The sequence below is a fragment of the Undibacterium parvum genome, from assembly GCF_003955735.1.
In the GTDB taxonomy this organism is placed as follows: domain Bacteria; phylum Pseudomonadota; class Gammaproteobacteria; order Burkholderiales; family Burkholderiaceae_D; genus Undibacterium; species Undibacterium parvum.
In genome coordinates this window covers 2,466,136-2,492,545 of record NZ_CP034464.1, presented here as the reverse complement: position 1 = coordinate 2,492,545, position 26,410 = coordinate 2,466,136, and the positions used below count along the sequence as shown (strand labels likewise).

Sequence of the window (26,410 nt, the reverse complement as noted above, 5' to 3'; positions counted from 1 at the left end):
GGAAAGTGGTGGATTTTTTTTTATAATATGCGACAAGAACTAACGTGCCATATAGTTATCATATAGAAATTTTTTGATTTTTGCAGCATCCCATGTCTGACCGGATCCTGCAGGGCTATAACTGCCCGTAGCCATTTGTTGCAACGCACTAGAAGGCAGACACTTTTCCATTTGATTTTTGAGCAAAGGAGAAAGTATCAAATAATTGAGCTGCGCAACTATCGTTGATTTTTGCAGATCTGACCCGGACGTTAGCACCGATTTAACGGTCGCAGAAGGACTCGCTCCGGCCACTTTTAAACCAGCCACAGCAGCTTGCAATTCAGCAATAGTACATAAAGTGTAATCGAAAGAAGTTTTCGTAGTCTTATTGCTAGGCGCGTTGTTTTTCAGCGTCGTGTATTTTGTTCTCAAGGCAGTCCAAGGAGGACTCGCATTCCCAGTTGAGCTTCTTGCGGTGTTATTGCACCAATTTGAAATATACCATGTCTCATCTGGGTAAGACTGATGGCCTGCATTGGTAGCCAAACTAGTTTTTGGATTCAAAATTTCTGAACCCCATGCCGAAGGGCTTTTGCAATGCCAGGCAAGCGCAGGTTTACTGACCAAGGTGGCGACTATAGGGGCGGCAGTCGTACCCAACTTGATTAATCTGCGTCTGGAGCTTGAGGCAACAGCCATGGCAGGAGCAACCAGCGTATCCGCTGCATTATTGCTTGCCTCTGTTTGTTTTTCAATTTCACTCATGAACTCACCTCAAATATATATGCAGACCAGTAAAACGCAAAATAGTCCTTTATTGCAGCATTGGAGTAAACTGTATCATGAATTTCTGCCAATATTATGCAGAGATTATTTTGATATCAGAAAAATATTCCGGCCTTTACAAATATAAATAAAAGCAATATTTATGCCAAACTCATAAGTCTTTGATTTATATATAATTTAATTATTTTCAATAGAAATAATTTGGCTAATGTAAAAAATATCGACACGCTATTTTAAAAAAAATGCTTTTTTTTATCCTACAAAATAAAAAAAACACCGTTCCACGTCAAAATACGTACATTATTAACCCAAGTTTATTATGTCACTAATATCAAGTAACTGGCTTACCTTAGATTAGACCCAAAACACGCCCCCATCAAACCTAACGAATCTATGAATTCTATTGATACAGTAAAACGCATCCTTATCGATGTACTTAATCTTGGTATAACTGGGCAGGCTATGAACGCAGAATCCCATTTATTAGGTGCCTACGCAGAGCTAGACTCAATCGCAGTAATCAGTCTCATTAGCCGACTTGAAGAGCACTTTGGATTTGATGTTGAGGATGATGAAATCAATGGGCAGGTGTTTGAAACACTAGGTACGCTCAGCACTTTTGTTGATAGTAAGCTCATTTAATGGCTATTGTGTTGATCGAATCATTTTTCCTAGAGACCAATTTAGGCAAACGATTTTGTGTCTACCATAGTATGGAAAATGCGAAAACAGCGCGCAGGGCAATTCTATTGGTGCCGCCGTTTGCAGAAGAGATGAATAAGTCTAGGCACATGCTAAGCACCTTGGCGCGCACTTTGGCATCACATGGATACGCTGTATTGCTAGTCGATTTGGATGGTTGTGGCGATAGTCATGGCGAGTTGCGAGACAGCAGTTGGGAAAGTTGGCGGCAAGACTTGGCTGCTGCCTATATGTACCTGAGCCAACGTACACAGTTACCCATCAGTTTATTAGGTCTGCGTTTAGGCGCATTACTTGCCTTAGATTTTTTAAAAATCGATAAATATCCGATTGACCAGCTCGTCCTATGGCAACCCGCAATTAACGGTCGCCAATTACTTAATCAATTTTTAAGGCTACGTTTAGCCAGTGATATGCTGAGCGGAAAACAGGACATGACTAGCGGCACTCAGGCGATCCGCAACGCGCTTTTGGCTGGCGAAGTGATAGAAATTGGCGGATATGAACTCCCCCCCCAATTGGCTGCAGCTATTGATGCGCAAAAAATTGCTGACTATTTACCTTTGGAATTTCGTGTAGATTGGCTAGAGCTTCAGCCCACTGCTGGAGTGGAAATTTCACCAGCAAAGAAACAAGTCATCGATTCATGGGCTCAGCAAAAAGTTGAAGTACGTCTAATACAAATTCCTGGCGCTGAATTTTGGGCAAGCCAAGAGATAGAAAACAATCCGGAACTTATCGCGAGTACGGTGCAAGTGTTCTTGCAAGGGGACCGATAAATGCAATACGAGGATATTGCACTTACTTTTTATTGTCAGGGCGCAAGACTCACTGGCATACTCAGCAAGCCACAACAAGCCATCAGACGTGGCGTACTATTCGTCGTCGGTGGACCACAATATAGAATTGGCAGCCATAGGCAATTTACCTTGTTGGCAAGGCAATTGGCTGGACAAGGTATTCCCGTCCTGCGCTTTGATTATCGGGGTATGGGCGATAGTGAGGGGATGCAGCGAGACTTTACCCAAATCGATGAAGATATACGCGCTGCACTTGATTGTTTTTTTCAGCAAGAACAACAATTGCAGGAGGTCGTGTTATGGGGCTTATGCGATGCTGCTACCGCTTCGCTGCATTATTCTCATCAAGATCCGCGCGTTAGTGGTGTGGTCTTAGTCAATCCCTGGGTTAGAACCGAGCAAGGAATGGCCAAAGCCTACCTCAAACATTACTACCTGCAACGTTTACTTGAATTCTCATTTTGGAAGAAAATGGTAACTGGCCAATTTAATCCAATTTCAGCATTGGGCTCTCTAGGACATCAAGTGCTAAAGCTAGTGGCCAATCGGAAAAATGTGGAAATCGATACGCCAAGCAAACAAGAATCAGGCGCCCCCCTCCCAAATAAATTGCTACAAGATTTACGGCAATTTAAGGGAAGAGTGTTGTGTATTCTCTGCACCAATGATCTCACTGCACAAGAATTTTCTGATTTAAGTAGTTCCTCCCCCGAATGGAAGAAACTGATGTCGGCGGCACGCGTAACTTGCCTAACATTGGAAGCTGCCAACCATACGTTTTCGCAACGCAATTGGCGCGAGAAAATTGGCGCATGGACTATCGCTTGGTGCAAATCTGAGTAGATTCAGATTCCGCTCTAGCAACTGGTGAGTTTAGTAGAATTCAATGGACATAAAGCGCGACACCGATTTTCTAAGCAGGCTCGGCTATAATAGCCGGCTTAAAAAAGGGGAAGAATTACCGTTTGAGTAATTGATCAAAAATCTAAAGCTCCTGGTAGATTCATCCATTTCAGTAACGGTTCACTCATTTATTATTACCATGATAAAAAAAACACCTATCGCCTTAGCATTACTGCTTGCTATTGGTACTGCTACGCTTGCCCTAACGTCGAGTTTAGCCATGGCAGAAACCCCGCCAGCCGCGACCGCCAAGCAGGAATCAGTACGTGCAGAAATGGGAAAGCCATTTGCTGAAATTCAAACCTTAATCACGAACAAAGACTACCCTCAAGCATTAAGTAAACTCGAAGCAATTGAGGCCTTTGAAAAGAAAACGCCTTACGAGCTATTCGCGATTGCCCGCATGCGTGCCGTAATCGCTTCTAGCATGGGCGACAATGAGATGCTGGCCAAGGCTTTTGACAGCATGATTAATAGTGATTTTATTACTGCCGCTGATAAAATTAAGTATACCGAAGGCATGGCTGGCACGTTTTACAACGAAAAAAAGTATGAGCAATCCAAGCAATGGACTATGCGTGCCTTAGCCTTGAATAAGGACAGTGTCGCGATGCGTGACCTGTTGGCGCGCACCATGTACTTACAGAATGATTTTGCAGCTGCGATTTCAGAACTGAATAAACAATTGCAGGAAGACGCGCTGGCCAATCGCGTGCCAACTCACGAAAAACTGCATTTGCTAATCAGCTGCTATTTAAAACTGAAAGATAATGTGGGCTATGCCTCGGTACTTGAGCGCATGGTTGAATATTATCCGAAGAAAGAATATTGGGGCGATCTGCTGTATAGACTGCCAAACAAGCCAGGATTTTCTGATCGCCTGCGTCTAGATTGGTATCGTCTGATGCTGACAACCGATAATATGGAAGAAGCTGCACAATACGTAGAAATGACAGAACTGGCGTTGCTAGCGGGCTTACCAACTGAAGCAAAGAAAATCACCGATGCTGGCTACGCGGCGAATATGCTGGGTGTGGGTAAAGATGCTGCAAAACATAAGCAAATGCGCGACAAAGTGAACAAGCAAGCAACGGACGATGCTAAAACGCTGGATGCAGGTGAAACCGCGGCTAAGGCGGCGAAAAATGGTATCGGCATGGTGAATATGGGCTACAACTATGTGACACTAGGGCAAGCAGAAAAAGGCATAGAGTTGATTGAGCAAGGAATAGCAAAAGGTGGCTTGAAGGCGCCAGAAGAAGCCAAACTTCACTTAGGTATGGCGTATCTGCAAGCAGGAAACAGAGCGAAGGCCACTGAAGTGATGAAGAGTCTTAAAGCGACTGATGGCAGCGCCGATTTAGGAAAATTATGGCTATTCGTCCGTAAAGAGTAAGTCATATTTGATCTATACAATGAAGGGGCGCTACATGCGCTCCTTTTTTCTTGATGCTAGCGTAAAAAAGACGACAAGTTTTACCTAGAATGCCAAGCTGTGCCATTGACGACTTTGGCCGTTGCCAATCCGATTTTCATTTTTCGGCTATCCTTGCGTGAAATTGTCCACACTCTTCGTGGCAAAAATCGCAAACCACTGAGGATTCCCCTTGAACAAACCAGTAAGCGACCTATTAAAACGCCGACTCGCACTACTAGCCAGCCCAGCCCATCGTCCGTTGCTATCTAAAGGCCTGCGCGGCATAGAACGCGAGACCTTGCGTGTGAATGGTGACGGGAGATTGAATACTACGGCGCATCCACGTGCGCTCGGTTCTGCGCTAACCAATCCATTGATCACCACGGATTACTCAGAATCCTTGCTAGAATTTATAACGCCCGCCGAGCCAGATATCGCGATAGCGCTGGAAAAATTGGATGCAATTCATCGATTTGCCTATACGGAATTGGGCGAGCAGATGCTATGGAGCCAATCCATGCCTTGTCGTTTGCCGCCAGAAGCGGAGATACCTATCGCCTGGTATGGCACTTCGCACATAGGCATGATCAAACATGTGTACCGACGTGGGCTGGCGCTACGTTATGGCAAGAGCATGCAATGTATCGCCGGCATCCATTACAACTACTCATTATCCGAAGATCTGTGGAAGTTATTACAAATAGAAGAGAAAATTTCTGGTGAAGCGCAAGATTTTCAGTCAGAGAGTTATGTCGCTCTGATCCGTAATTTTCATCGTTATAGCTGGCTATTGATGTATTTGTTTGGTGCCTCACCTGCCTTATCGACAGAATTTCTGCGTGGCCGCCCGCACCAACTCGATAGCATGTCTGACGACACCCTGTATCTGCCCTACGCGACCAGTCTGCGTATGAGTGACTTGGGCTATCAAAATAATGCTCAAGATGGTTTGGTGCCGCCGTATAACACCTTACTCGAGTACATGAGTAGCTTGTCACGCGCAGTGCGCCAGGCCTACCCGCCTTACGAAGCGCTGGGAACTAAAAAAAATGGCGATTGGGTGCAAATTAATACGAATGTGCTGCAAATAGAAAACGAATTTTATGCCACGATACGACCAAAACGCGTAATACGTAGCGGTGAACGCCCGGTAGAAGCACTTTGTAGTCGTGGTGTGCAATACATAGAAGTGCGTTGCATGGATGTCGATCCCTTCGAGCCCTTAGGCATTAGCCTGGAAACCTCTCGTTTTCTTGATGTCTTCCTGTTGTTTTGTGCGTTGAATGATAGCCCTTTAACGAGTAATGCTGAAGGCCATGAAAACACCGAAAATTTTGCGTTAACGGTCAAACAGGGGCGGCGTCCTGGATTAGCATTACGACGGGGCGGAGACGAAATTAGTCTGCAAGCCTGGGGTTTAGAATTACTAGAACAACTCGCACCGGTTGCCACCTTATTGGACCAGCAGCGCGGCGACAGCGTGCATGCGAATAGCATGCAAAGACAAATTGAAAAATTGCGTGATCCTGAACAAACGCCATCCGCACATGTAGTGGAAGCGATACGCGCTGAAGGAGGCTCGTACGCAAATTTTGCACTCAAACAAAGCAAGCAGCTGGCGGATCAATTCAGAGCGCGCCCCCCAAGTGCACAAGAAGCGGATTACTTCCACACTTTGGCGCAAACTTCTCTGCTAGAACAAGAGAATATGGAGGCCTCACAAATCGGTGATTTCGATCAATTCATCAGCGATTATCGCTCCCGCACTTCCAGTCAAATCTGTTGCGACAAATAAAATGCTAAATTTTATTTAGTCTTGAATGACAGGCGCTAAAAAATAAAAGGTCCTGCGTGGACCTTTTATCTTTTTTTATTCATTATTTCTCGGTAGCGTTTTAAAGTTTCATCATATTGCGCATTAATACGCACTAACTCCGCTTCATACGCATCATTGATGCCTTTAGTCTTTTTGATCGAACGCTCCATTTCGCTGGCCCTATGTTGAAGAGCTGAAACTTCAGTTGCGGATCTTTTTGTATTATTTTGCTGCTCTGCTTGCAGTTGCGCCAAAATTTGAGTCACCATGCTCATCTGTTCTTTACCTAAACGTATGCGTTCGCGTAACTCATCCAGCGAGCGATTACGCATCAACTCTATATCTTTTTCGCTGCTGTAATGGGCTTGTAAATAACGTTCTTCTTTTTGCTTAAGCTCTTCCAAACGCGCATCATTTTTTTGTTTTTCTTGTTCTATTTGCGCCTTGCGTTTTTCCTCTTCTGTCGGCGGAGCAGGAATTTCTCTTTGAAACTGGCCGTTATTCCTCATCACTTTGACTGCACGTTCTGCACATTCTGGAATCGGCCGATCCGAAGTAATAAGGCGGCCGCTCGCATCTTTGCAGCTATACAATTCTGCGTGTACAAAAGAGGGATTTAAGGCAAAAAACGCGCCGAAAATTGATACGATACTTGCTACTGTTAGCTTCATTTTTTTGTTTACCCTCCTCATCGATAAGGAACTCTGATTGAAAAATAATATCTGCCTATGCGTTATTGAGAAAAAGGCATAAAGGAAATTTTACTACGCAGAATGTTTCATATTACCCGATCGTTACTCTCAATAATAGTGTAATTAACACCAAGGAATCGCCAGGCTATAGAGATACGCAATCGCAGCGAGAGCATACTCTTTAAATATATTAAACGGTCAGCTTCATTTTTGTTTCAAATAGCGGCAATTTGCAATTATTTATGTATTTTTTTTCCTTAAATATGCTTTCCTATTTGGAAATTTGTGTGTTTCAGGGTTATGCTAACGCCCATGAAATCTGACCTGCATCTTGCCTCATTATCCAATCCCGTGCTGATCCCTAAAGGTCGTATTGGCAGGTTTGTCTATGAATCAGAAATCGGACATGGCTCAGTTGGTATCGTGTACCTGTTTCGTGACCCGCTGATAGGACGCCAGGTAGCAATTAAAGTTCTTAATCCTCAACTGTCGATAGATCAACGGCAGTTATTTGAAAAACACTTTATTCAAGAAGCCAGAGCCGCCGGCCGTCTCAATCATCCAAACATTGTGACGGTGTATGACGCTGACAAAACTGAGGATTTATTGTTTATCGTCATGGAGCGTTTGGAGGGAAAAGAATTAAGTGACATGCTCAAAAGCGGGCATCAGTTCAGTTATCGACATATTGCCGATCTGGTTGGCCGTATCGCCAATGCCCTCGATTACGCACATGAGCATGGCGTGATCCATCGTGATATCAAACCTGCTAATATTTTCATTACCGAGAAGGGTGCTCCCAAAGTACTCGATTTCGGGATTGCCAGTGCCTCTCGTCAATTGGCCGATGCCGATTCCACGCTTGATTACGATGATATGCTGGAGCGGCGCCTGCTAGGCACGCCTAACTACATGTCACCGGAGCAGGCCAAAAGCATAGAGGTAGACGCGCGTACCGATATTTTTTCGCTGGGTGTGGTGCTCTACCAACTGCTGTGCGGCCAGTTGCCATTCAAAGGCAAAGATATCCCAGAATTGCTGCGTGCGATTATTCATGAGCCAGCTATTCCACCGCAAGAAATCAAGCCCGACGTACCTTTGCGGCTGGCACGCATCGCCGCCAAGGCTTTGGCAAAAAAACCGGAAGACCGTTATCAGAGTGCTGCGGAAATGGCGCGTGATCTTAACCGTTATCTGGAAAAAGAAAGAACCGAGCGCATCATTGCGCGCATACAACAATCCGATCTTATTAGACCCGGCTCAGAAAATGCGGGATTGGCGCAAGAACGACATGCCAAATCGCCAAACAAGCTGAGCCAACGTCAAATCTCCTATCTAGGCGCCGCAGCGCTAGTGCTGGGATCTGTGCTCTGGGTCGCACTGAAAGCCCCTAAACAGCCGGCTGAAATAATCCAAGCCGCAGTGCCGGTCATAGAGCAAACGGCGAGTGCCGTGAACGTAAGCGAGCCACCGCCAGAATTGGCAAAATTACCTGAGCCGGTCGCGCCTGAAGCTGCCAGTATCCCCGTCGCTCAAGAGCTGCCGGAAAACAAAACAAGTGCCGCGCAAGCCAAAACCGCTGCCGCCTTGCTGGCCAAGCAAAACAAAGCCAAGTTGGCTGCCACGGTGAGCAAACCCGAGGCAATAGTGGCCAGTATTGGGACGGTCTCGATTGCAGTCTCGCCTTGGGGTGAAGTCTATGTAGACGGACAAAATAAGGGCGTAGCACCACCACTGAATAAATTGAGTCTGCCAGTAGGCAAACACAAAATTGAAATAAAGAATGGAGACGATAATTATGCGGTCACTATCGACGTCAACACTGAAAAAGAAATCAAAGTTGTCCATCATTTCTAAAACATGCACGGCTGTTCTGCTTAGCTCGCTATCGATATTACTCACTGGCTGTGTCGCGCCAGAAGCACAAATCGGTCTGAGCGACTTATCCGCCCGTCCAGCAGAAAAAGCATTATTAGCCGGAATTCGCTCATATGAAGAGGCGCAATATGCCGAAGCTGAAAAGTCTTTGAGTGCATCCTTGGCAGCTGGTTTTACCGTCCCCAAAGACGCGGCGCTGGCGCACAAATACCTAGCCTTTATTTACTGTACCAGTTCGCGTTTAGAAGAATGCAAACGCGCCTTTACTGCAGCGCGCGCAGTCGATCCCAGTTTTGTCTTAAGTAAAAAAGAAGTCGGCCATCCGCAATGGGGTCCGGTGTATAAACAGACGCTGGGAAACTAGCTTCAGCCTTGTTTACGCCAGACACTTGCCAGCCAAGGCTGCTGCTCTAGCGGCAGGCCAGGCGGACGGTAGTAATGCGCTAGCTCAATAAAACCAGCGGCCTGCATATACTCACGCCAGGTTGCCAAATCATAATAGACGCCATAGCGCTCACGATTCCAGCCTTCCTGATTATTCCCGCGTGGATTTGAGCTAAATAGCACACCATCTGGCTTGAGACTGGCGTGTAATTGCCCTAATACTTTCGGCAATGATAGGCTGGGAATGTGAAACAAAGACGCATTGGCAAACATCCCATCAAAGTAAGTATCCGGCAGCTTCAAGTTTAAAAAATCCTGTTGCCAGACTTCGCAGCCGCTATACGCGCGTGCCATTTCCACAAAGCGCGCACTGCCTTCCAAACCTATCGCAACATGCCCCAACTCTGTGAAGGTTTTCAGATCACGCCCTGGGCCGCAACCAACATCGAGGATGCGCAATGGCGCTGCGCTTTGTATCTGCTCTAACAAGGCAGTTATATTCTGCCGCACGTCATGCTCACGCGTACCAATAAAAAAATCTTCGGCATTCTGATCGTAGTGCGCCAGAGTGCGCTCGCTCAATTGACTTAACTCTTGTTCGTTCAATTTCATGCTCTAAGGCTTTCGTGTTGAGTGCGACCGCAATTTTTTTGAAATGAGGTCAAACCAAGCAGGGTCAATGTTTGATCAGCGAAAAATTTAGTGCACGCTCATCTTGCCAAAAAGATTCAATACCATCACCCCGCAGACGATCAGCGCAATGCCGATGACCGAGGCCAAATCCAAAGCTTGCCCGTACAGATACCAGCCCGCCAGCGAGACCAGTACCACACCGACTCCAGACCAAATCGCGTAAGTGACGCCTACCGGTATCACCTTAAGCGTGAGCGACAAGCAGTAAAAAGAAATCGAATAGCCCACTGCCACCAATAAGGAGGGCAGTAAGCGCGTGAAGCCCTCGGAGGCTTTGAGCGCCGAAGTAGCAATGACTTCGGCAATGATAGCGATAGAAAGTATTAACCAGTTCATACCCATCCTTTTTGTTGGTCTGACATAGATTCTACCCGCGAACCGCGTGCGGGGAGTCGCTGCCAGCGAATTAACACCCAGCAGCGAGCGCAGGCAGTGCGCGCTAGAAAAATTTCGTGATTATTCAGGTCGCTATATAAGCCCTTCTCCTGTTTGCGGGTTGGGATGAGGGTGGTTCAAATTGAGCGCAATGTTTGATTTTTCATACTGTTAGCGCATCAGCTATTTGAAAGCAAACGTTGCGCAACCACCCTCACCCCGACCCTCTCCCGCTAGCGGGAGAGGGCGTTTTCCTAGCGACCTGAACAGTTACAAAATTTCAGAAAAATTTTATCCCCCTGCCGGACACGCATATTCCATGCGGGTCTGCAGCCATGCCGGCCTGCAGAGCGCATGGAATATGCGCGTTGGCGGCATGCCATTTTAAATATTTAATCCTGAAGTGCGAGGATACGCGCAGTATGGGTATAGCTGACGAAACTGGCGTCGCGTACGAAGCCGATCAGGGTGATGCCGGCATCGGCGGCGATCTTGATCGCCAGACTGGTCGGCGCCGAGATCGTCGCCAACACCGGCATACCGGCGCGCGCGGCTTTTTGTACCAGTTCATAACTGGCGCGGCTGCTCATCATGACAAAGCCCGCTGGCCGCGCTTGCCCAGATTGCTGTTCGGTGATGGCCATGGCACCAATCAGCTTATCCATGGCGTTGTGCCGCCCGACATCTTCACGCAGCATCAGAATATTGCCGTCGAGATCAGCCCAGGCGGCAGCATGCATGGCACCGGTCAGGGCATTAATGGTCTGGAATTGCGGCATTGCGGCGAAGGCCTTGAGCAAAGCCGTCGCACTCAAGCGTGTCGACAGATCGAGCGCGGCAGGTGCCGGCAGAGCCGCTTCGAAGGCCTTCAGACTTTCTATGCCGCAGATACCGCAGCCGCTGGAGCCGGCCAGCAAGCGCCGTTTTTCTTTTAAGCGGACAAAACATACTGCGGCGATCGTCAGGCGCAATTCCACGCCTTGCCCAGCCGCAGCCGCGGCATTGCCGATGATTTCTATGTCGTAGATTTGCCGACAGCTATCGACGATTGCTTCCGACAAACTAAAACCGATGGCAAAGTCTTCCAGCGCCAGCGGACTGGCCATCATCACGGCATGCGAAATGCCGTTATACACCAAGGCCACCGGCACTTCTTCAGCGACCGTGTCAATCACCGCTGGGCCTGCGCCACTCACAGTATGCCTGCGTACCTGAACCGGCTGAGTTGCGCCAACTGCGGACTCAAATTCAGACTCAACTTCAGGCTCAACCCGAGCTAGACTGGCTCGCCCCTTATCGGTCAATTGTAGTAGCTCGCGCTCGCCCAGCTGCAGCCTTTGCAGCAAACCCAGACCAGCGACGCCCGCGATGATATCCTCACTTAAAGCCGCCACGCAGCGCAATAGGCTGCTCATGCGCACACCGAGACGTTTGCACAAACGTGCCATAGAAACCGGCTCGCTGTGGGCAGCCAATTCGTTTAACAAGGCTTGCATCAGCAGTTGCGGGCTGCGCTCTGCTTTGGACGATGAACCGGCCAGGCTGAACGAATCGGCAGACGAGGAATCAACTACCGGAATGCTTACCGTGCCAGCTAGTTTCACTGGCTGCTTCGCTTCTTGATTCGCTTCTTGATTCGCTTCTTGCTTCACTTCTTGATTCACGTTCAAACTCCCGAACCTGCTGCGACATGTGGCGTGATCAGCACCGGTATCGACTTGGAACTGGGAGTACGGGCAAAATCTGCAAAGCTCGACAAAGGCACCAGATTATTCGTCTCCGGGAAATAGGCCGCCAGACAGGCGCGCGGTATATTGTAGGCGACCAGCATGAAACGTTTCGCAATGCGTTCTACGCCATCGTCACTTAGACTTTGTAAATCGACCCAGTCTCCAGCCTGCATACCGAGTTGCGCAATGTCATCGGCATGGATGAACAGCACGCGGCGCTCACCAAACACGCCACGATAACGGTCGTTCATGCCGTAGATGGTGGTGTTGTACTGATCGTGCGAACGCATCGTCGCCAGGTTAAATACTGGCTGTTGCTGGCTCAGTCTGGCGCGGTGTATCGGCAGATCGACAGGTACTGCATGCGCGAAAAAATTCGCTTTCTTGCTGCCCGTTTCCCATACGCGCTCGGCCGCACGATTGCGTAAATGAAAACCGCCCGGCACTTTCACGCGTTGATTAAAATCGGCGAAGTCTTCAAACACGGCGGCGATTTTATCGCGGATGCGATCATAGTCGGCCAGTAGCCACAGCCACGGTGTCTTGCTGCGCTGCTGCAAGGTCGCCACGGCCAGGCGCGCCACGATGGCGGGCTCTGATAATAGATCATCAGAAGCGGGCGCGTTGATGCCGGATGACAGATGCACCATGCTCATAGAATCTTCGACACTGACTGCCTGCGGCCCACTTTCCTGCATATCGATCTCGGTGCGGCCCAGGCAAGGCAAAATCAAGGCTTCGCGTCCATGCACCAAATGACTGCGATTAAATTTGGTAGCGACATGCACAGTCAAGGCGCAATTGCGCAAGGCACGATGGGTGACCTCGGTGTCCGGCGTGGCGGTGGCAAAATTGCCGCCCATCGCAAAAAACACTTTATCCTTATGTGCCAGCATCGCCTCGATCGCTGCGATGGTGTCGTAACCAGGTTCACGCGGTGGGCTGAAATCGAACACTGCGCCCAGTTTATCCAAAAACGCTGGCCGCGGTTTTTCATAAATCCCCATGGTGCGGTCACCCTGCACATTGCTATGTCCGCGTACCGGACAAGGCCCGGCTCCGGGGCGCCCAATATTGCCACGCAACAGCAAGAGATTGATGATCATCTGTATGGTCGCGACCGAATGCTTGTGCTGGGTAATGCCCATACCCCAGCAGGCAATCACGCTCTTGGCGTTCAAATAGATCTGCGCCGCGCGTATAATCTGGGCGCGGCTCAGGCCAGATTCGATTTCGATCACGGCCCAGGATTCGCTCAGCACATTAATCATAAAGGCATCAAAATTAGCCGTGTGATCCGCAATAAACTCAAGATCGATCAGACGCGGTTTAGCCTCCGCCTGCGCCTGCGAGTCAGCCTCCAACACATATTTGATCATGCCTTTGACGGCGGCCAGATCGCCGCCTATCTTGAGCTGAAAATAGTCGGACGAGATAGGGGTAGAGCCACCGCTAAGCATTTCGATAGGGCTTTGCGGATTCTGAAATTTTTCCAGACCGCGTTCACGCAGCGGATTAAACGACACGATGGCAGCGCCGCGCTTGGAGGCCGAGCGTAATTCGCCCAACATACGCGGATGATTGGTGCCCGGATTTTGGCCGAAAATAAAGATCGCATCGGTCACATGAAAATCGGCTAATTGCACCGTACCCTTGCCCACGCCGACTGCCTCGCGCATGCCAAAACCGGAAGGTTCGTGGCACATATTCGAGCAATCCGGAAAATTGTTCGTGCCGAACTCGCGCACAAATAATTGGTACAAGAAAGCCGCTTCGTTACTGGTACGGCCCGAGGTATAAAAGATCGCGTCGTTAGGCGAGGCCAGTGCATTGAGGCGACTGGCAATCAAAGTAAAAGCGGCATCCCAAGAGACTGCCTGATAGCTGTCACTAGCGGCGTCGTATTGCATAGGCTGAGTCAGCCGCCCCATGCCTTCAAGTTCCTGATCGCTGCGCAGAGTGAGCTGCGCCAGGGTCTGTGCCGAAATCAGGGCCGGCGTAGCGCGCCTGGCGGTTGATTCAGCAGCCACCGCCTTGGCACCGTTTTCGCAAAATTCAAAGGTCGAAGTATGATCCTGATCCGGCCAGGCACAGCCGGGACAATCGAAACCATCTGGCTGATTCGCCGACAACAGGGTGCGTGCGCCTTTGGCCGGTATGCCCTGCTCAAAAATATGCTGCGCAACGCTCTTCAAACCACCCCAACCACCAGCCGGACGCTGATATAACTTTACAGTTTTTTTTGTCATGTTTGTCTAGTAAATCGTCTCGCAATATGCACGAATAAGCCAAGGAAAAAACTCAAATGCATGGCGCAGAAAAAAAGATCGTCTCAAAATGCAGACGATCTTTTTAAAGCGTCATACCGTTTAACTAATGTACTTCACGTTGCCGTGAATAATACTACTTAAACAAAACTACCGCTTTTTGCAGCGTGATCCAGATCCCCAGAGCCATAGGAATACCAACCGCCAGCCAGGCCAGATACACGGTAGCCGGATTGCCGGCAAGCGCGCCAACCACCGGTGCATCGGCACTGGTATTGAGCGAATTAGTGAGCGAACTAGCGACCACTTTATCGTGCGCCAGTTGACGTTCAGCAGCCAATTCTTCATCCGTCATAAACACCGATGGAGCGACTGGGCGTATCAAGAGATTGCAGATAAAACCGAGCAAGAGTAAGCCTGCCAGGATGTACATGGTGACGTCGTAGGCCTGGGCTTTTGGTACGCCATTGGCAATCTGGTATTCGCGGATATAGCCGATCAAGACGGGTCCCAGGACACCGGCAGTAGCCCATGCGGTCAACAGACGACCGTGGATGGCACCGACCATTTGCGAACCAAACATATCGGCCAGGTAAGCTGGCACCGTAGCAAAACCGCCGCCGTACATAGACAAGATGATGCAGAAAGCCAGTACAAACAAGGCCAGATTATTCGCGTGAGCAGCACCAGGAATCGATGCGTACAACACAAAACCCAACACAAAAAACACCGCGTAAGTCGCTTTGCGACCTATGTAATCAGAGCAGGATGCCCAGAAGAAGCGACCACCGATATTAAACAGCGACAGCAAACCGGTAAAACCAGCGGCGATGGTAGCGATCTGTTTCTTTTGATCCGAGTTCAAATCATTAAACGAGATATCCAGACCGATCAGTTTGCCGGCAAACACTTCCTGCAGCAAAGGCGAGGCCATCCCGAGGATGCCGATACCGGCCGAGACATTCAGACACAAGACCGCCCAGATCAGCCAGAACTGCTTGGTTTTCCAGGCCTTGTTCACATGCACGTGCTTAGAGGTAATCATGGCGTTACTAGTTTGTGCAGCTGGCGGGGTCCAACCCTTAGGTGTCCAGCCAGTGGCTGGCACACGGTAACCAAAGGCACCGGCCATCATGAAGACGAAATAGATCGCCGCCATAGTCAGGAATGTCTCCCAGACACCAACCGAGGTCGGCGTTGCAAAATGGCGCATCAGCCAATCGGCCATAGGCGCACCTATCATCGCGCCGCCGCCAAAACCCATGATCGCCATACCGGTCGCCATACCGCGCTTATCCGGAAACCATTTAATCAGGGTCGAGACTGGCGAAATATAGCCCAGCCCAAGCCCGATACCACCGATTACTCCGGCTGACAGCCAGAGTATCCAAGCCTGATGGGTATACACGCCAAAGGCCGACAACACCAAGCCACCGCACCAGCACAGCGCCGATACCACACCGGCTTTGCGCGGACCGGCATGCTCTAGCCAGCTACCGAATAAGGCAGCCGAACCACCCAGAAAAATGAAAAACAAGGTGTACATCCACTGCAGGGTAGAGATTTTCCAGTCGCAATTACTGGCAAACAGCTCGGCAAAGATACTCATCTCTTTGGCGCATGCGACAGGCTTATCTATGCCTATGGCTTTCGATAAAGGCAACCAGAATACCGAGAAGCCGTAAGCCATCCCTATACATAAGTGGATGGCGAGTGCGGCTGGTGGTACCAGCCATCGATTAAATCCTTCGCCAGCGACTGTGCGCTCTTTGGCGAGTAGTGAAAACTGCGTTTGTGACATGGGCATAGACCTTGTTATGTTTGATAAGGAAGCGCTGGTTTGAGTGAACATTCCATCCATCTATTTTTTCAATGACTTGGTATTCCTGGCTCAGGAATTAAGGCTTGATTTAAATCAATTGAAAAATAGCAATCACATTGTGTTATATAAAATACTTTGAGACAACAAAAATTAATAAATATTTGTTTCCCTCTAACAAATGTTCTCTCATCTCAGTCTTGATAGGATCGGCAATGAACTAAGCACATGCCAGACTTGATTTCGCCTATTTTTTTACTAAATTAAGCGCATGCAGGCATTGCAGAAGCACAGTCAGTTTAGGAGCAAATAGTGTTAAAGAGTGCTAGTCAAACGGCAAAAAAACAGCGCATACTCGAACTGAGCGGGTATTTTTTCAGGTATATGGTTTCCCTACGATGTCTATTTACGGCAATAGAGGTAAGCAATGCGAAGAATCAAAACCGTAGATTTCACTCACCTTGCGACGCTGTTGACATTGCTGATATGCCTGTCTGGCAACAGCATTGCTGGCTGTACCCGCGTGATCAATGTCCCGGTGGCGGCCACAGGCTTAAGCGTGACAACTGGTGAAGATGGCGTCAGTGGTGTCTACCCTGAGTTACTCCGTAGCATGTCGGAAAAAAATGGCTGCAGCTTTAATTTCTCTGTAGTACCAAGAGCCCGGCTAGAGCTGATGTTCGAGAACGGCACTGCCGATCTGATGTTTCCGGCCAAAAAAACCGTGCAACGCGATCAGCATGGCATCTTCATTCCCTTAATTATCAACCGTGCCAAGCTGATGTCGATAGATTCAAAATGGCCAGAGCTACGCAGCGCGCAAGATCTGATCGATAGAAAATCTTTACGACTGGTGGTGGTACGTGGCTACGATTATGGTCCTGGCTATATGGCTTTAATCAACGAATTAAGTAAGCAAAAACGTTTGCTCACTGAGGCCGACCCGACCTCGGTGGCGCGCATACTCAAAGCCGGCGGTGCCGATCTGACCATTATGACGCCGTATATTTTAGTCGGCGCCATGAGCGGCGATGCACGCATCGAGGACCTGATTCCTAAAATACGTTACGAGAGCATCGATGAACTGCCTTGGGGCGACAGCGGCATGTATCTATCTAAAGCTGCTTTGAGCGAGGCCGACAAAACGACGCTCACAACCTTGCTAGAACAGGCTGCCAAGTCTGGCCAGGTCTGGAAAAGCTTCCAGCATTACTATCCCGATAATATGCTCAAAGAGAGTATGCGACCGCTGATACCTCTGCAAAAATAGCTTGCGCAAAAAAACCGATCGGGCCTGTATTACAAGGACACACTTCTTTTCTATGCATAAGAAAATTCTTATTTTGAGCTTGCTGCTTCCTTTGATCAGTGCGGCCAATTGTTCACGCCTGATCAATGTACCGGTATCGCCGACTGGCTTAAGCGTCACAACGAGTGGTGATGAGATCGGCGGTATTTATCCGGACATACTACGTCAGCTGGAAAAAACTGAGGATTGTCGTTTTCAACTTTCAGTGGTACCAAGGGCGCGGCAGGAAGTGATGTTTAAAATGGGCAAGGCTGACTTGCTTATCCCTGCCAGTAAGACTCCGCAGCGGGACGAATATGGCATCTTTATCCCCTTGGTACGCAATCGCGCCACCTTAATTTCATACAATTCAAATCGTCCCACCATCAGCTCTTTTCAAGACTTACTCGATAGCCCTGAATTACGATTAGTCTTGGTGCGAGGTTTCGATTACGGTGTGCGCTATCAAAATTTAATCATAGAAATGAGCAAACGCGAAAGACTCATACTAGAACCAGATCCCTTGTCGGTGGCGCGCACCTTAAAAACCAACAATACTTTTCTGAGCATCATGGCGCCTTCGATTTTTTACGGCGCGCTCATTGGCGATAATCGGGTGGCAGACATGCTGGATAAACTGAGATACGAAGCATTGAACGAATTACCATGGGGTGAAAGTGGCGTCTATATTTCGAAAATTTCTCTGACTGAAGCGGACCGCAAAAAATTGCGGACAGTATTAGAATCTTCCGTGAATTCAGATCTGGCGTGGAAAGGATTTCAACGCGCGTATCCCTCAGAAGTACTGAAAGAAAGCATACGATCGCTGCGCTCTACAGAAAAATAGCGCCCAGACAAGCACAATACGAGCGATAAGAGCAACACATCACGGCACATCCACCCGCGTCTCAAACTTGCTGCGCAAGGTAGAAAAAAAACTCCGCACATTGCGGATATTCGATTGCGTCGCAAACAGTCTATGCGCCAGTGCATGGTAGGCCGGCATATCCGCTACCTGTATCACCAACACAAAGTCTGGCCCCGGTGAGACCCGGTAACATTGCTGCACCGCGCTTTCATGCGCCACCAGTTGTTCAAACTCGGTCTGCCTCTCACTGGCTTGATGATCGAGCGTAATCTCAACGATCGCGGTCAGGCTGGGCCCGATTTTTTCGGCAGCCAAGATCGCCACCTGACGTGCGATCACGCCTTCATCGATCAAACGATTAACCCTACGCAAACAAGTCGGCGGCGAGGCATGCACCAGCGCCGCCAGGGCGTGATTAGTGAGGGCGGCATCCTGCTGCAACTGCTGCAATATTCTCTTATCCAAATCGTCGAGTAGCATCACGGTTCCTATAACTGCTGCTAAATTTGTAAAAATTGAAACACAGATGTAATAATTATGAAATTTAATCTAAATATTTATCTATATTTGAAATAATTAATCATATCAAGTTAGTCGTAGAATATTCAGTCATATACAAGCAAATATTGACAGGAAATTTTACACCATCTGCATTAGCATGATGCTACTTGTTTAAATTTATTCATTTCACTAGAGATAAGCGCAATACAGTTTCAGCCAGGCATCACTGCCAGGCGTATTGCCTTAACCCTGACACGGAGAATTACCTATGTGTGGCATCGTCGGCGCAGTAGCACAACGCAATATCACTCCCATCTTGCTAGAGGGTTTAAAACGTCTGGAATACCGCGGCTATGATTCTTGCGGAGTCGCTCTGCACGTGGACGGCAAACTGCAACGCTCACGCAGCACCGCGCGCGTCTCTGAGTTGCAGGCGCAGGTAGCTGAAACCGGCCTGGCCGGATTTACCGGCATCGCGCACACCCGCTGGGCCACCCACGGCGTACCGTCTTCCGCTAATGCCCATCCCCATTTTTCACGCGATCGCATCGCCCTGGTACATAACGGCATCATAGAAAACCATGAAGAGCTGCGCGCCGAATTATCCGCATTAGGCTACATCTTCGAAAGCCAGACCGATACCGAAGTGATCGCCCATCTGGTCGATCACCTGTACAGCGGCGACTTGTTCGAGACCGTACAACAAGCCGTCAAACGCCTCACCGGTGCTTTTGCGATTGCCGTGTTTTGCCAGGACGAACCGCACCGCGTAGTCGGTGCCAGACTCGGTTCGCCGCTGATCGTCGGTCTCGGTCAGGGTGAAAACTTCTTAGCTTCCGACGCAATGGCCTTAGCCGGCACCACCGACCAGATCATTTATCTGGAAGAAGGCGACGTCGTCGATCTGCAATTGCAACGCGTCTGGATCGTCGACGCCGATGGCAAGCAAGTCCAGCGCGAAGCGCGCACCGTGCACGCCCACACTGGCGCAGCCGAACTCGGCCCGTATCGCCACTACATGCAAAAAGAAATCTTCGAGCAGCCACGTGCCCTCGGCGATACGCTGGAAGGCGTCACCGCCATCATGCCTGAGCTGTTTGGCGACAAAGCCTTTGGCGTTTTCAAGCAAATCGACAATGTACTGATCCTCGCTTGCGGCACCAGTTACTACGCCGGCATGACCGCCAAATATTGGATAGAATCCATCGCCAAAATCCCGGTCAACGTCGAGATCGCCAGCGAATACCGCTACCGCGACAGCGTCCCGAATCCAAGTAGCCTAGTCGTCACCATCTCACAAAGCGGCGAAACTGCCGACACCCTGGCCGCCTTAAAACACGCCCGCAGTCTGGGTATGCCGCACAGCCTGACCATCTGCAATGTATCCACCAGCGCCATGGTGCGCGAATGCGAGTTGGCCTACATTACACGCGCCGGTGTCGAAGTCGGCGTGGCATCCACCAAAGCCTTTACCACGCAATTGGCAGCCCTGTTCTTGCTGGCATTAACTCTGGCACAAAGCAAAGGCCGCCTCAGCGACGAGCAAGAAGCCGAACACATCAAAGCCCTGCGCCATTTGCCGGTAGCGATCAGCGCGGTGCTGGCCTTAGAGCCGCAAATCATCGCCTGGTCAGAAGAATTTGCCCGCAAAGAAAACGCCCTGTTCTTAGGACGCGGCATGCATTACCCGATTGCCCTGGAAGGCGCGCTCAAGCTCAAAGAGATTTCCTACATCCACGCCGAAGCCTACCCGGCTGGTGAACTGAAACACGGCCCGCTGGCCTTAGTCACCAAAGAAATGCCGGTAGTCACCGTCGCGCCAAAAGACGGCCTGATAGAAAAACTTAAATCGAATATGCAAGAAGTGCGCGCACGCGGCGGCGAACTCTACGTCTTCGCCGATGCCGATTCACGCATCACGCCTAGCGAAGGCGTGCACGTGATACGCCTGCCAGAACACTACGGCATGCTGTCACCGATCTTGCACACAGTACCTTTGCAATTGCTGGCCTACCACACGGCACTGGCACGCGGCACGGATGTGGATAAGCCACGCAACCTGGCAAAAAGTGTGACGGTCGAGTAAGACGTTTTAAGAAAATTTTTGATTTTTTTAAATAGCACCACCCCGCTCACGCATATTCTATGCGGGTTTGCAGCCATGCTGGCCTGCAGCCCGCATGGAATATGCGCGCTGGCAGGGGGTCGTTTTTGAATTTTATATTTGCAGTAGAATCGCAATAAGCCTGATTTAAATTACGCATATTGCCGGCTTAATGTGAATTGAAATGCTGGGCTGATAAAACTCTAGCCCAGCCTACGAGCTACGTCTTGCGCTTTGAGTTAAAACTCGGAATACGTCAACGCAAGACCTACCCTTACAACTCCCGACCTACCCGGTTACTCCAGATCGTAATGCCTTCTTGAATGAAATCGAGATGCGCGCGGGTGAGTTTGCGACCGGCAATCTCATAAGACTGGCTACCGAGTACGGCAACTTCTGCCGCCAGATAAGCATCCAGCGGTGCCTGTGCCTGCGCTTGCGCGAGTGTGATTCCTGCCATGTGAACTTCTCCTTGTATGGGAGAAGTATAAGAAATTGCCTTGTCTCAAAATAAGGAGAAATCAGACGACCTGAATTGCGGTATTTAATTAAAAACAAGTGCTGTTAGTAATATTTCTATTCAGATATCGAATAAATTGCTAATATGTAAAATTGTTTCAATTTGTTACTTATAGCTAGCTTTTAGTAGCAAGAAGCAGAGCTGGCACGACATGCTTACAAATGCCGTTCTAGCTAGGCGTATGGGAAAGACTGTCATGATTGACCATCCGCAGCGCCTTTGTAGAACGATCTAATTACACATTACCTCAGAAGGTTTTTCAAAATGAACGAAGAAAAAATATATTTCGAATATGAGGACGTCAAAGTTACAAATGCACGTTTTATTTCAGGAAGCCAAACGTTTGCAATGAGCAACGTGACATCAGTGAAAGCGTTTGAAAAGAAACCAAGCAGACTGGGTGGTATTTTGGTTTTACTGGTGGGATTACTATGCCTAGGTGCGCAAGCATTTATTGGAGTTTTAATTATGCTCGCTGCGGGTTTTTTTCTATACAAGCAAAAGACAGTCTTTCACGTCATGCTAGCTACAGCCAGCGGCGAAAGCAGCGCGCTTGTAACGTATCAACGAGATTACCTAAACAAAGTTGTTGCTGCGCTTAACGAGGCAATAGTTCGCCGCGGTTAATAATAAAACCTCTACAAAAAAACCTTAGGGTCAGTTTTATCATTCATTGATACATTTTCATTTCAATATTTTGGAATGTTAGAACATCATTTTTAAAAAAATAAGAAATTGAAATAAATATGGGCTATTACGGACGACGACGAAGCTATCGGAGTTGGAGATCAAGAAGCAGAGGGTCTTCCTCAACCCCTTCAAAATACTCTATGCTATCTGCACTATTCGGAAGTGCGGTATCGGAAATTAAACAAGCATTTTTGATTATTGACGACGAAGCTATAGACGAACTATTTTCGGACTATGGTTCAATTTATGGGGATTCTGCTGAGAGATACGCGAGAAAAACATATCCTAAATGGAAAGATCAAACAACAAAACTTTCCGGACAGACAATGGAGCGCCTTGTCGAACTAGTCCCTCCATATCTAGATTCAACACAACGTTTTTCAATTTTACAAAAAGTCCTACGACATCACAAAAAATTTACTGGAACTAAAACAATAAGGATTAATGTTAAGGCGCCATCACAAGGCTTTTCGGAGTTAGAGGAAACGTTAGAGTCAATGTCTCATGATCATATGTTGGTTCACCTGCCAGCACATGTAATGAGCGCAGCAAAATGGTTATTTGACGACGATATTACTTCAGCTAGAGCAATGCTGGCTGAAGCTGAGAGTTTAGAGAATGACATGATTCGGGCTACCGCAAAACGAGAAATTGCGTTACTACAGAAAACGATTTCAACTGGACAGGTTCAAGCAGCGACATACTCTGTTGACATGCCTGCAGGACGATTAAATGTCATAGCCTATAGCCCTTCAAAATGCTTTGTTGCCACAGTCTGTTTTGGCCAAAATGCGCCAGAAACAAAGATATTGCGAAGTTGGCGAGATCAATTTCTGATTGAGCAAAAATGGGGAAGACACTTCGTGGTCTGGTATTACAACAATGGCGAAAATTTTGCCAAAATCACCTCTCGCCATCCAGTTTTAATTAGCCTGGCAAAAATTGGAATAAATATTCTTGTAAAAGCAATTAAATATAGAGCTAATCGGATTGTTAAATGAGTGATAAAAATGAATTCCCCGTGCAAGAAAAAAACAATGGAGCAGTTCAATTACATGGGAATGGCTTACGAGCAGGGTCTTTAATAGAGCAATCGCTTAGCAGATTAACTGAGAGCCAATCTACCGATTTAATGCAAAAGGCGGGTGAAGAAGCATTGCGATTAGAAGTTAAAAATCGAGAACAAAATATGGATTATGTTCTCGGAAAAAAAGTCGCAGAAGATCATATTGAAACTTTCGAGATGCTCGAAAAAAGAGGTCGAACAACAAGACAAACAGTAAGGTCTGATTTTAAAACAGGTGCAGGGAACATGCACATTGAAAGTAAGTCAGGAGCAACTTGTTTTGTCGCCTCTGCAGCATATGAAAACCCAAACCATCCCGATGTCATATTTCTACGAATATTTAGAGATAACGTTTTAAATCGATCTCCGGCCGGAAGAAAATTTATTAACTGGTACTGGAAAAATGGCCCAAAACTTGCAAAATTCGTTGAGAAATCAATTTTTCTCAGAGTGACTTCCAAAAACACAATAAAACTAATTGTGCTCTTTTTAAAAAAATACTTATAAGGCCGTAACCCGCAATAAGTAGTCAATAGCCGCAGGCGTATTGCGCCGCATGGTATTGTTCACCTACAACATACGTCGCAATGGATAGAACCGATTACGCCCTGCAATTACTCGCTTATCACACGGCCTTGGCACATGGGACGGATGTAGCTAAGCCACGCAATTTAGGAATAAGCGTGACAGTCGAGTCAACGGGCATTTTTGTTTTTTTTAAATAGCACCACCCCGCTCACGCATATTCTATGCGGGTTTGCAGCCATGCCGGCCTGCAGGCCGCATGGAATATGCGCAGTGGCAGTGGGTCGTTTTTGATTTTTTATTTGCAAGGGAATCGCAATGAGCCCGATTTGAATTTCTCATATTGCCGGCTCAATATGAATTGAAATGCTGGGCTGATAAAACTTTAGCCCAGCCTACCAGCTAAGTTAAATTTACTCGAATGCCGAAGTCTGCATGCGCACAACATGCATCTGTAAGTGCCTTGATCGCGCCTTTAAAAAATAGTCGGGGCTTATCAATTCCCGAGGTCGTCTATTTTTTCTCTGGGCTGGTCGCCAGTAGTTGCGGATGATCGCGCAGTAACTGCGCTTGCATTGCTTCTATACGTTTTATTTTTTCTTCCACTTTGCTGATGTCGGCCGCTGCGATACCCACTTCGCGGGCGCGCGCGACATCGGCTTTGAGACGCGGCACTTCTGTCTGTGCTGCGTCTATAAAGGAAGAATACAGGCGCATATTTTGGCGCGCCTCGTATTGCTGATAGGCTTTAGGGTCGGCCAATTCGTCGGCGCTGGGTAGCGTTGGTTCTGCGGTGTTATGGATCACAGGCGGGCTGCGCGGATCGCCGTTTCTGGTATCGAGCAAACTCTGGGTAGCCGACATTTCGCTGCCGGTAGGCAGCAAGGCTACCCGCTGCACTGCTGCTGGTTCTTGCTGTTGCAGGGGAAGATCGCGGGCTTTACTGTCGGCTATGCTACTCGCTGGCGCTTGCACCGGGCTGATTTGCCTGACGTTTTCCGGCGCATTGTCGGCTTCCGTCCATTGCCATACCAGCAGTGCTGCGACTATCACCGCGCTGCTGACGATCAGGATTTTTGTGCTGCGTTGCATGGGCTTTTTCTATGAATTTTTCTACTGGTTTTTTCTACGAATTTTGCTCTCGCCAGTCATTGATCTATGCGTCGCTTATCCCAGGCTCTGGCGGTTGATTTCTATCTTCGCATTTTTTAGTAATTGCTGGCGCAAGTTACTGATCTGGCGCAGCGCTTTTTCTTGCGCCAGCGCGCGTGCAGCCTGATAGCGTACGGTTTCTGATTTGGGGTCTTGATAGCCTTCCTTGCGCTGTTCAACCAATACAATTTCCCAGTATGCCTGCTCTTTAGGACCAACCGCGGCACGAAACGGTGGCGAGACCTTACCCACGTCCTGCATAAAGGCCAGCTCTTCTAGCCAGCTCATTTTTGAACGATGCATAATCAGACCCAGATCGCCGCCTTGCGCTGCATCGGCGGCCTTAGAATACTGATGCGCCAGTTGGCTAAAGTCTGCGCCTTTGGCGGCAGCATCAATCACGCTTCTGGCACTGGCTTCGTCGGCGCTACGGATGTGGCGCGCCTTAACCGAAACGATGCGTTTAAATTCTTCCTTATGCGACTGAAAATAGCTTTGCACTTCGGCCGCTGTAACTTGTGCTGCCAAGCGATTGAGGAGCTGGCTTTCGGAATCAATGTCGGCGCCTACGCCGTGCAAATTCATCAGGGCGCGTACTTCGATTTGCTCGGACAAGGCCAGCCGCAAGTCGGCCACGGCATCGGCACCAAAGCGCTGATTGGCCCATTGCTGCAGATACAGATTGCCTAGCAATAACATCGCCTGCTGCTGCATGTAATCATGGTTACGGTTAAAAAACTCCACCCGCCCCTGTACATTCTGGCGCACGAAAATATCGTAAAGACTGATACTGCTAGCTGTGGCCAGACTGCTGCGCAAGACCATCTGACGTTTGGCAGCGCTCAATTGGGACGGAGTTAACTGGTAGTCGAGCAAGACCTTGTCGCTGGGCCCGAACACCAGATCAAGTTGATCCGTCGCGAGTTTTCCGCGCTCTAGCACCAGGCTATTGAGGTTGCCTCCCGCCAGAGTTTTGATGCTTGCCTCAATCGTATCGCGGTACACGGTGCGCAAAGTACCGCTAAGCTGATCGTCGAGTGCCACTTCGGCGGCAAAGCCGACCCGATTGGCGCTGGCGGGTGTCGTATATTCGGCAAAGTCGCGGCGCGCAGTCTGCGCCAGCAAGCGATTCGCCAGCAAGGATTCGAGCACCACGGCGCGCGAAGTTTTTGGATCAGATAACTGCGCCATGTAAGCCATCACGTCCAGGGTAAACCTATGCACGGCAACGCCATTGACGCGCGCCGCCAGGCTTGGTTCATGCAAGGCCGTGGCGGTTTGCGCCAAAGAAAAAGAGGGGTAGGCGCACAGGCCAAGCACCGTCATTAAGAACAACAAGCCTTGCCGGAAAAACTGTAGCAAGTGATGTTGAAAAAAATGTCGAAACAACTGTCGAAACAATTGCCGAAACAAATGTCGAAATAACGGGGCCTGCATGCCTATCCTTTTCAT

Annotated in this window: 24 protein-coding genes; 13 read left to right on the top strand and 11 right to left on the bottom strand. The window is 48.6% G+C overall.

The window, feature by feature from the left end:
• Window positions 1-39: 39 nt before the first annotated feature.
• On the bottom strand, window positions 40-747 hold the full coding sequence (locus EJN92_RS10860) for a hypothetical protein (RefSeq protein ID WP_126127842.1): 708 nt from the start codon (window positions 745-747) through the stop codon (window positions 40-42).
• A gap of 414 nt (window positions 748-1,161) precedes the next feature.
• Here EJN92_RS10860 and EJN92_RS10855 point away from each other — a divergent pair, with 414 nt between their 5' ends.
• From EJN92_RS10855 to gshA, 5 genes are all read left to right on the top strand, one after another.
• On the top strand, window positions 1,162-1,410 hold the full coding sequence (locus EJN92_RS10855) for an acyl carrier protein (protein WP_126127841.1): 249 nt from the start codon (window positions 1,162-1,164) through the stop codon (window positions 1,408-1,410).
• A complete protein-coding gene (locus EJN92_RS10850; RefSeq protein ID WP_126127840.1) occupies window positions 1,410-2,249 on the top strand; it encodes a hydrolase 2, exosortase A system-associated in 840 nt (279 codons plus the stop codon). Before EJN92_RS10855 ends, EJN92_RS10850 begins: the two co-directional genes overlap by 1 nt.
• Window positions 2,250-3,113: a hydrolase 1, exosortase A system-associated gene (locus EJN92_RS10845; RefSeq protein WP_126127839.1), complete on the top strand. Its 864-nt coding sequence runs from the start codon at window positions 2,250-2,252 to the stop codon at window positions 3,111-3,113.
• A 199-nt stretch (window positions 3,114-3,312) separates the two neighbouring features.
• Window positions 3,313-4,569, top strand: a complete 1,257-nt coding sequence (locus EJN92_RS10840) for a tetratricopeptide repeat protein (RefSeq protein ID WP_126127838.1) — start codon at window positions 3,313-3,315, stop codon at window positions 4,567-4,569.
• A 211-nt stretch (window positions 4,570-4,780) separates the two neighbouring features.
• Window positions 4,781-6,385, top strand: a complete 1,605-nt coding sequence (gshA, locus tag EJN92_RS10835; protein WP_126127837.1) for a glutamate--cysteine ligase — start codon at window positions 4,781-4,783, stop codon at window positions 6,383-6,385.
• Window positions 6,386-6,450: 65 nt separating this feature from the next.
• On the opposite strand, the gene EJN92_RS10830 is transcribed toward gshA, so the two are convergent.
• A complete protein-coding gene (locus tag EJN92_RS10830) occupies window positions 6,451-7,077 on the bottom strand; it encodes a DUF4124 domain-containing protein (protein ID WP_157984356.1) in 627 nt (208 codons plus the stop codon).
• Window positions 7,078-7,410: 333 nt separating this feature from the next.
• Here EJN92_RS10830 and EJN92_RS10825 point away from each other — a divergent pair, with 333 nt between their 5' ends.
• A complete protein-coding gene (locus EJN92_RS10825; RefSeq protein ID WP_157984355.1) occupies window positions 7,411-8,955 on the top strand; it encodes a serine/threonine protein kinase in 1,545 nt (514 codons plus the stop codon).
• A complete protein-coding gene (locus tag EJN92_RS10820; protein WP_126127834.1) occupies window positions 8,939-9,340 on the top strand; it encodes a TssQ family T6SS-associated lipoprotein in 402 nt (133 codons plus the stop codon). The genes EJN92_RS10825 and EJN92_RS10820 overlap by 17 nt, the downstream gene beginning before the upstream one ends.
• A gap of 2 nt (window positions 9,341-9,342) precedes the next feature.
• On the opposite strand, the gene EJN92_RS10815 is transcribed toward EJN92_RS10820, so the two are convergent.
• From EJN92_RS10815 to EJN92_RS10795, 5 genes are all read right to left on the bottom strand, one after another.
• Window positions 9,343-9,972 carry a class I SAM-dependent methyltransferase gene (locus EJN92_RS10815; protein WP_126127833.1) on the bottom strand — a complete coding sequence of 210 codons (630 nt, stop codon included), beginning with the start codon at window positions 9,970-9,972 and terminating at the stop codon, window positions 9,343-9,345.
• An 87-nt stretch (window positions 9,973-10,059) separates the two neighbouring features.
• Window positions 10,060-10,389: a DMT family transporter gene (locus EJN92_RS10810; RefSeq protein WP_126127832.1), complete on the bottom strand. Its 330-nt coding sequence runs from the start codon at window positions 10,387-10,389 to the stop codon at window positions 10,060-10,062.
• A gap of 431 nt (window positions 10,390-10,820) precedes the next feature.
• Entirely contained in the window at window positions 10,821-12,092 is a 1,272-nt protein-coding gene (gene fdhD / locus EJN92_RS10805; RefSeq protein ID WP_227869510.1) for a formate dehydrogenase accessory sulfurtransferase FdhD, read from the bottom strand.
• 2 nt (window positions 12,093-12,094) lie between these two features.
• A complete protein-coding gene (locus EJN92_RS10800; protein WP_126127831.1) occupies window positions 12,095-14,407 on the bottom strand; it encodes an FdhF/YdeP family oxidoreductase in 2,313 nt (770 codons plus the stop codon).
• Window positions 14,408-14,561: 154 nt separating this feature from the next.
• Window positions 14,562-16,226: an OFA family MFS transporter gene (locus EJN92_RS10795; protein ID WP_227869509.1), complete on the bottom strand. Its 1,665-nt coding sequence runs from the start codon at window positions 16,224-16,226 to the stop codon at window positions 14,562-14,564.
• A 445-nt stretch (window positions 16,227-16,671) separates the two neighbouring features.
• Here EJN92_RS10795 and EJN92_RS10790 point away from each other — a divergent pair, with 445 nt between their 5' ends.
• Both EJN92_RS10790 and EJN92_RS10785 read left to right on the top strand, forming a co-directional pair.
• Window positions 16,672-17,514 carry a substrate-binding periplasmic protein gene (locus EJN92_RS10790; protein WP_126127829.1) on the top strand — a complete coding sequence of 281 codons (843 nt, stop codon included), beginning with the start codon at window positions 16,672-16,674 and terminating at the stop codon, window positions 17,512-17,514.
• Between the two features lie 52 nt (window positions 17,515-17,566).
• Entirely contained in the window at window positions 17,567-18,379 is an 813-nt protein-coding gene (locus EJN92_RS10785) for a type 2 periplasmic-binding domain-containing protein (protein WP_126127828.1), read from the top strand.
• A 39-nt stretch (window positions 18,380-18,418) separates the two neighbouring features.
• Here the strand turns inward: EJN92_RS10785 and EJN92_RS10780 are convergent, their stop codons facing one another.
• Entirely contained in the window at window positions 18,419-18,880 is a 462-nt protein-coding gene (locus tag EJN92_RS10780) for an Lrp/AsnC family transcriptional regulator (protein ID WP_126127827.1), read from the bottom strand.
• Between the two features lie 289 nt (window positions 18,881-19,169).
• Between EJN92_RS10780 and glmS the strand changes: the two genes are divergently transcribed.
• Window positions 19,170-20,987, top strand: coding sequence for a glutamine--fructose-6-phosphate transaminase (isomerizing) (gene glmS / locus EJN92_RS10775; RefSeq protein WP_126127826.1), 1,818 nt, complete (start codon window positions 19,170-19,172; stop codon window positions 20,985-20,987).
• Between the two features lie 292 nt (window positions 20,988-21,279).
• Here the strand turns inward: glmS and EJN92_RS10770 are convergent, their stop codons facing one another.
• Window positions 21,280-21,465 carry a DUF6148 family protein gene (locus EJN92_RS10770; protein WP_126127825.1) on the bottom strand — a complete coding sequence of 62 codons (186 nt, stop codon included), beginning with the start codon at window positions 21,463-21,465 and terminating at the stop codon, window positions 21,280-21,282.
• A 324-nt stretch (window positions 21,466-21,789) separates the two neighbouring features.
• On the opposite strand from EJN92_RS10770, the gene EJN92_RS10765 reads away from it, so the two are divergent.
• From EJN92_RS10765 to EJN92_RS10755, 3 genes are all read left to right on the top strand, one after another.
• Entirely contained in the window at window positions 21,790-22,152 is a 363-nt protein-coding gene (locus EJN92_RS10765) for a DUF6232 family protein (protein WP_126127824.1), read from the top strand.
• 203 nt (window positions 22,153-22,355) lie between these two features.
• The gene (locus tag EJN92_RS10760; protein WP_126127823.1) at window positions 22,356-23,216 is read left to right on the top strand and encodes a CFI-box-CTERM domain-containing protein; all 861 of its coding nucleotides are present in this window, start codon (window positions 22,356-22,358) and stop codon (window positions 23,214-23,216) included.
• The gene (locus EJN92_RS10755) at window positions 23,213-23,788 is read left to right on the top strand and encodes a CFI-box-CTERM domain-containing protein (protein ID WP_126127822.1); all 576 of its coding nucleotides are present in this window, start codon (window positions 23,213-23,215) and stop codon (window positions 23,786-23,788) included. The genes EJN92_RS10760 and EJN92_RS10755 overlap by 4 nt, the downstream gene beginning before the upstream one ends.
• A gap of 531 nt (window positions 23,789-24,319) precedes the next feature.
• Here EJN92_RS10755 and EJN92_RS10750 read toward each other — a convergent pair.
• Together EJN92_RS10750 and EJN92_RS10745 are read right to left on the bottom strand one after the other, a co-directional pair.
• On the bottom strand, window positions 24,320-24,898 hold the full coding sequence (locus EJN92_RS10750) for a hypothetical protein (protein WP_126127821.1): 579 nt from the start codon (window positions 24,896-24,898) through the stop codon (window positions 24,320-24,322).
• A 75-nt stretch (window positions 24,899-24,973) separates the two neighbouring features.
• A complete protein-coding gene (locus tag EJN92_RS10745; protein ID WP_227869508.1) occupies window positions 24,974-26,320 on the bottom strand; it encodes a peptidylprolyl isomerase in 1,347 nt (448 codons plus the stop codon).
• Window positions 26,321-26,410: the final 90 nt, after the last annotated feature.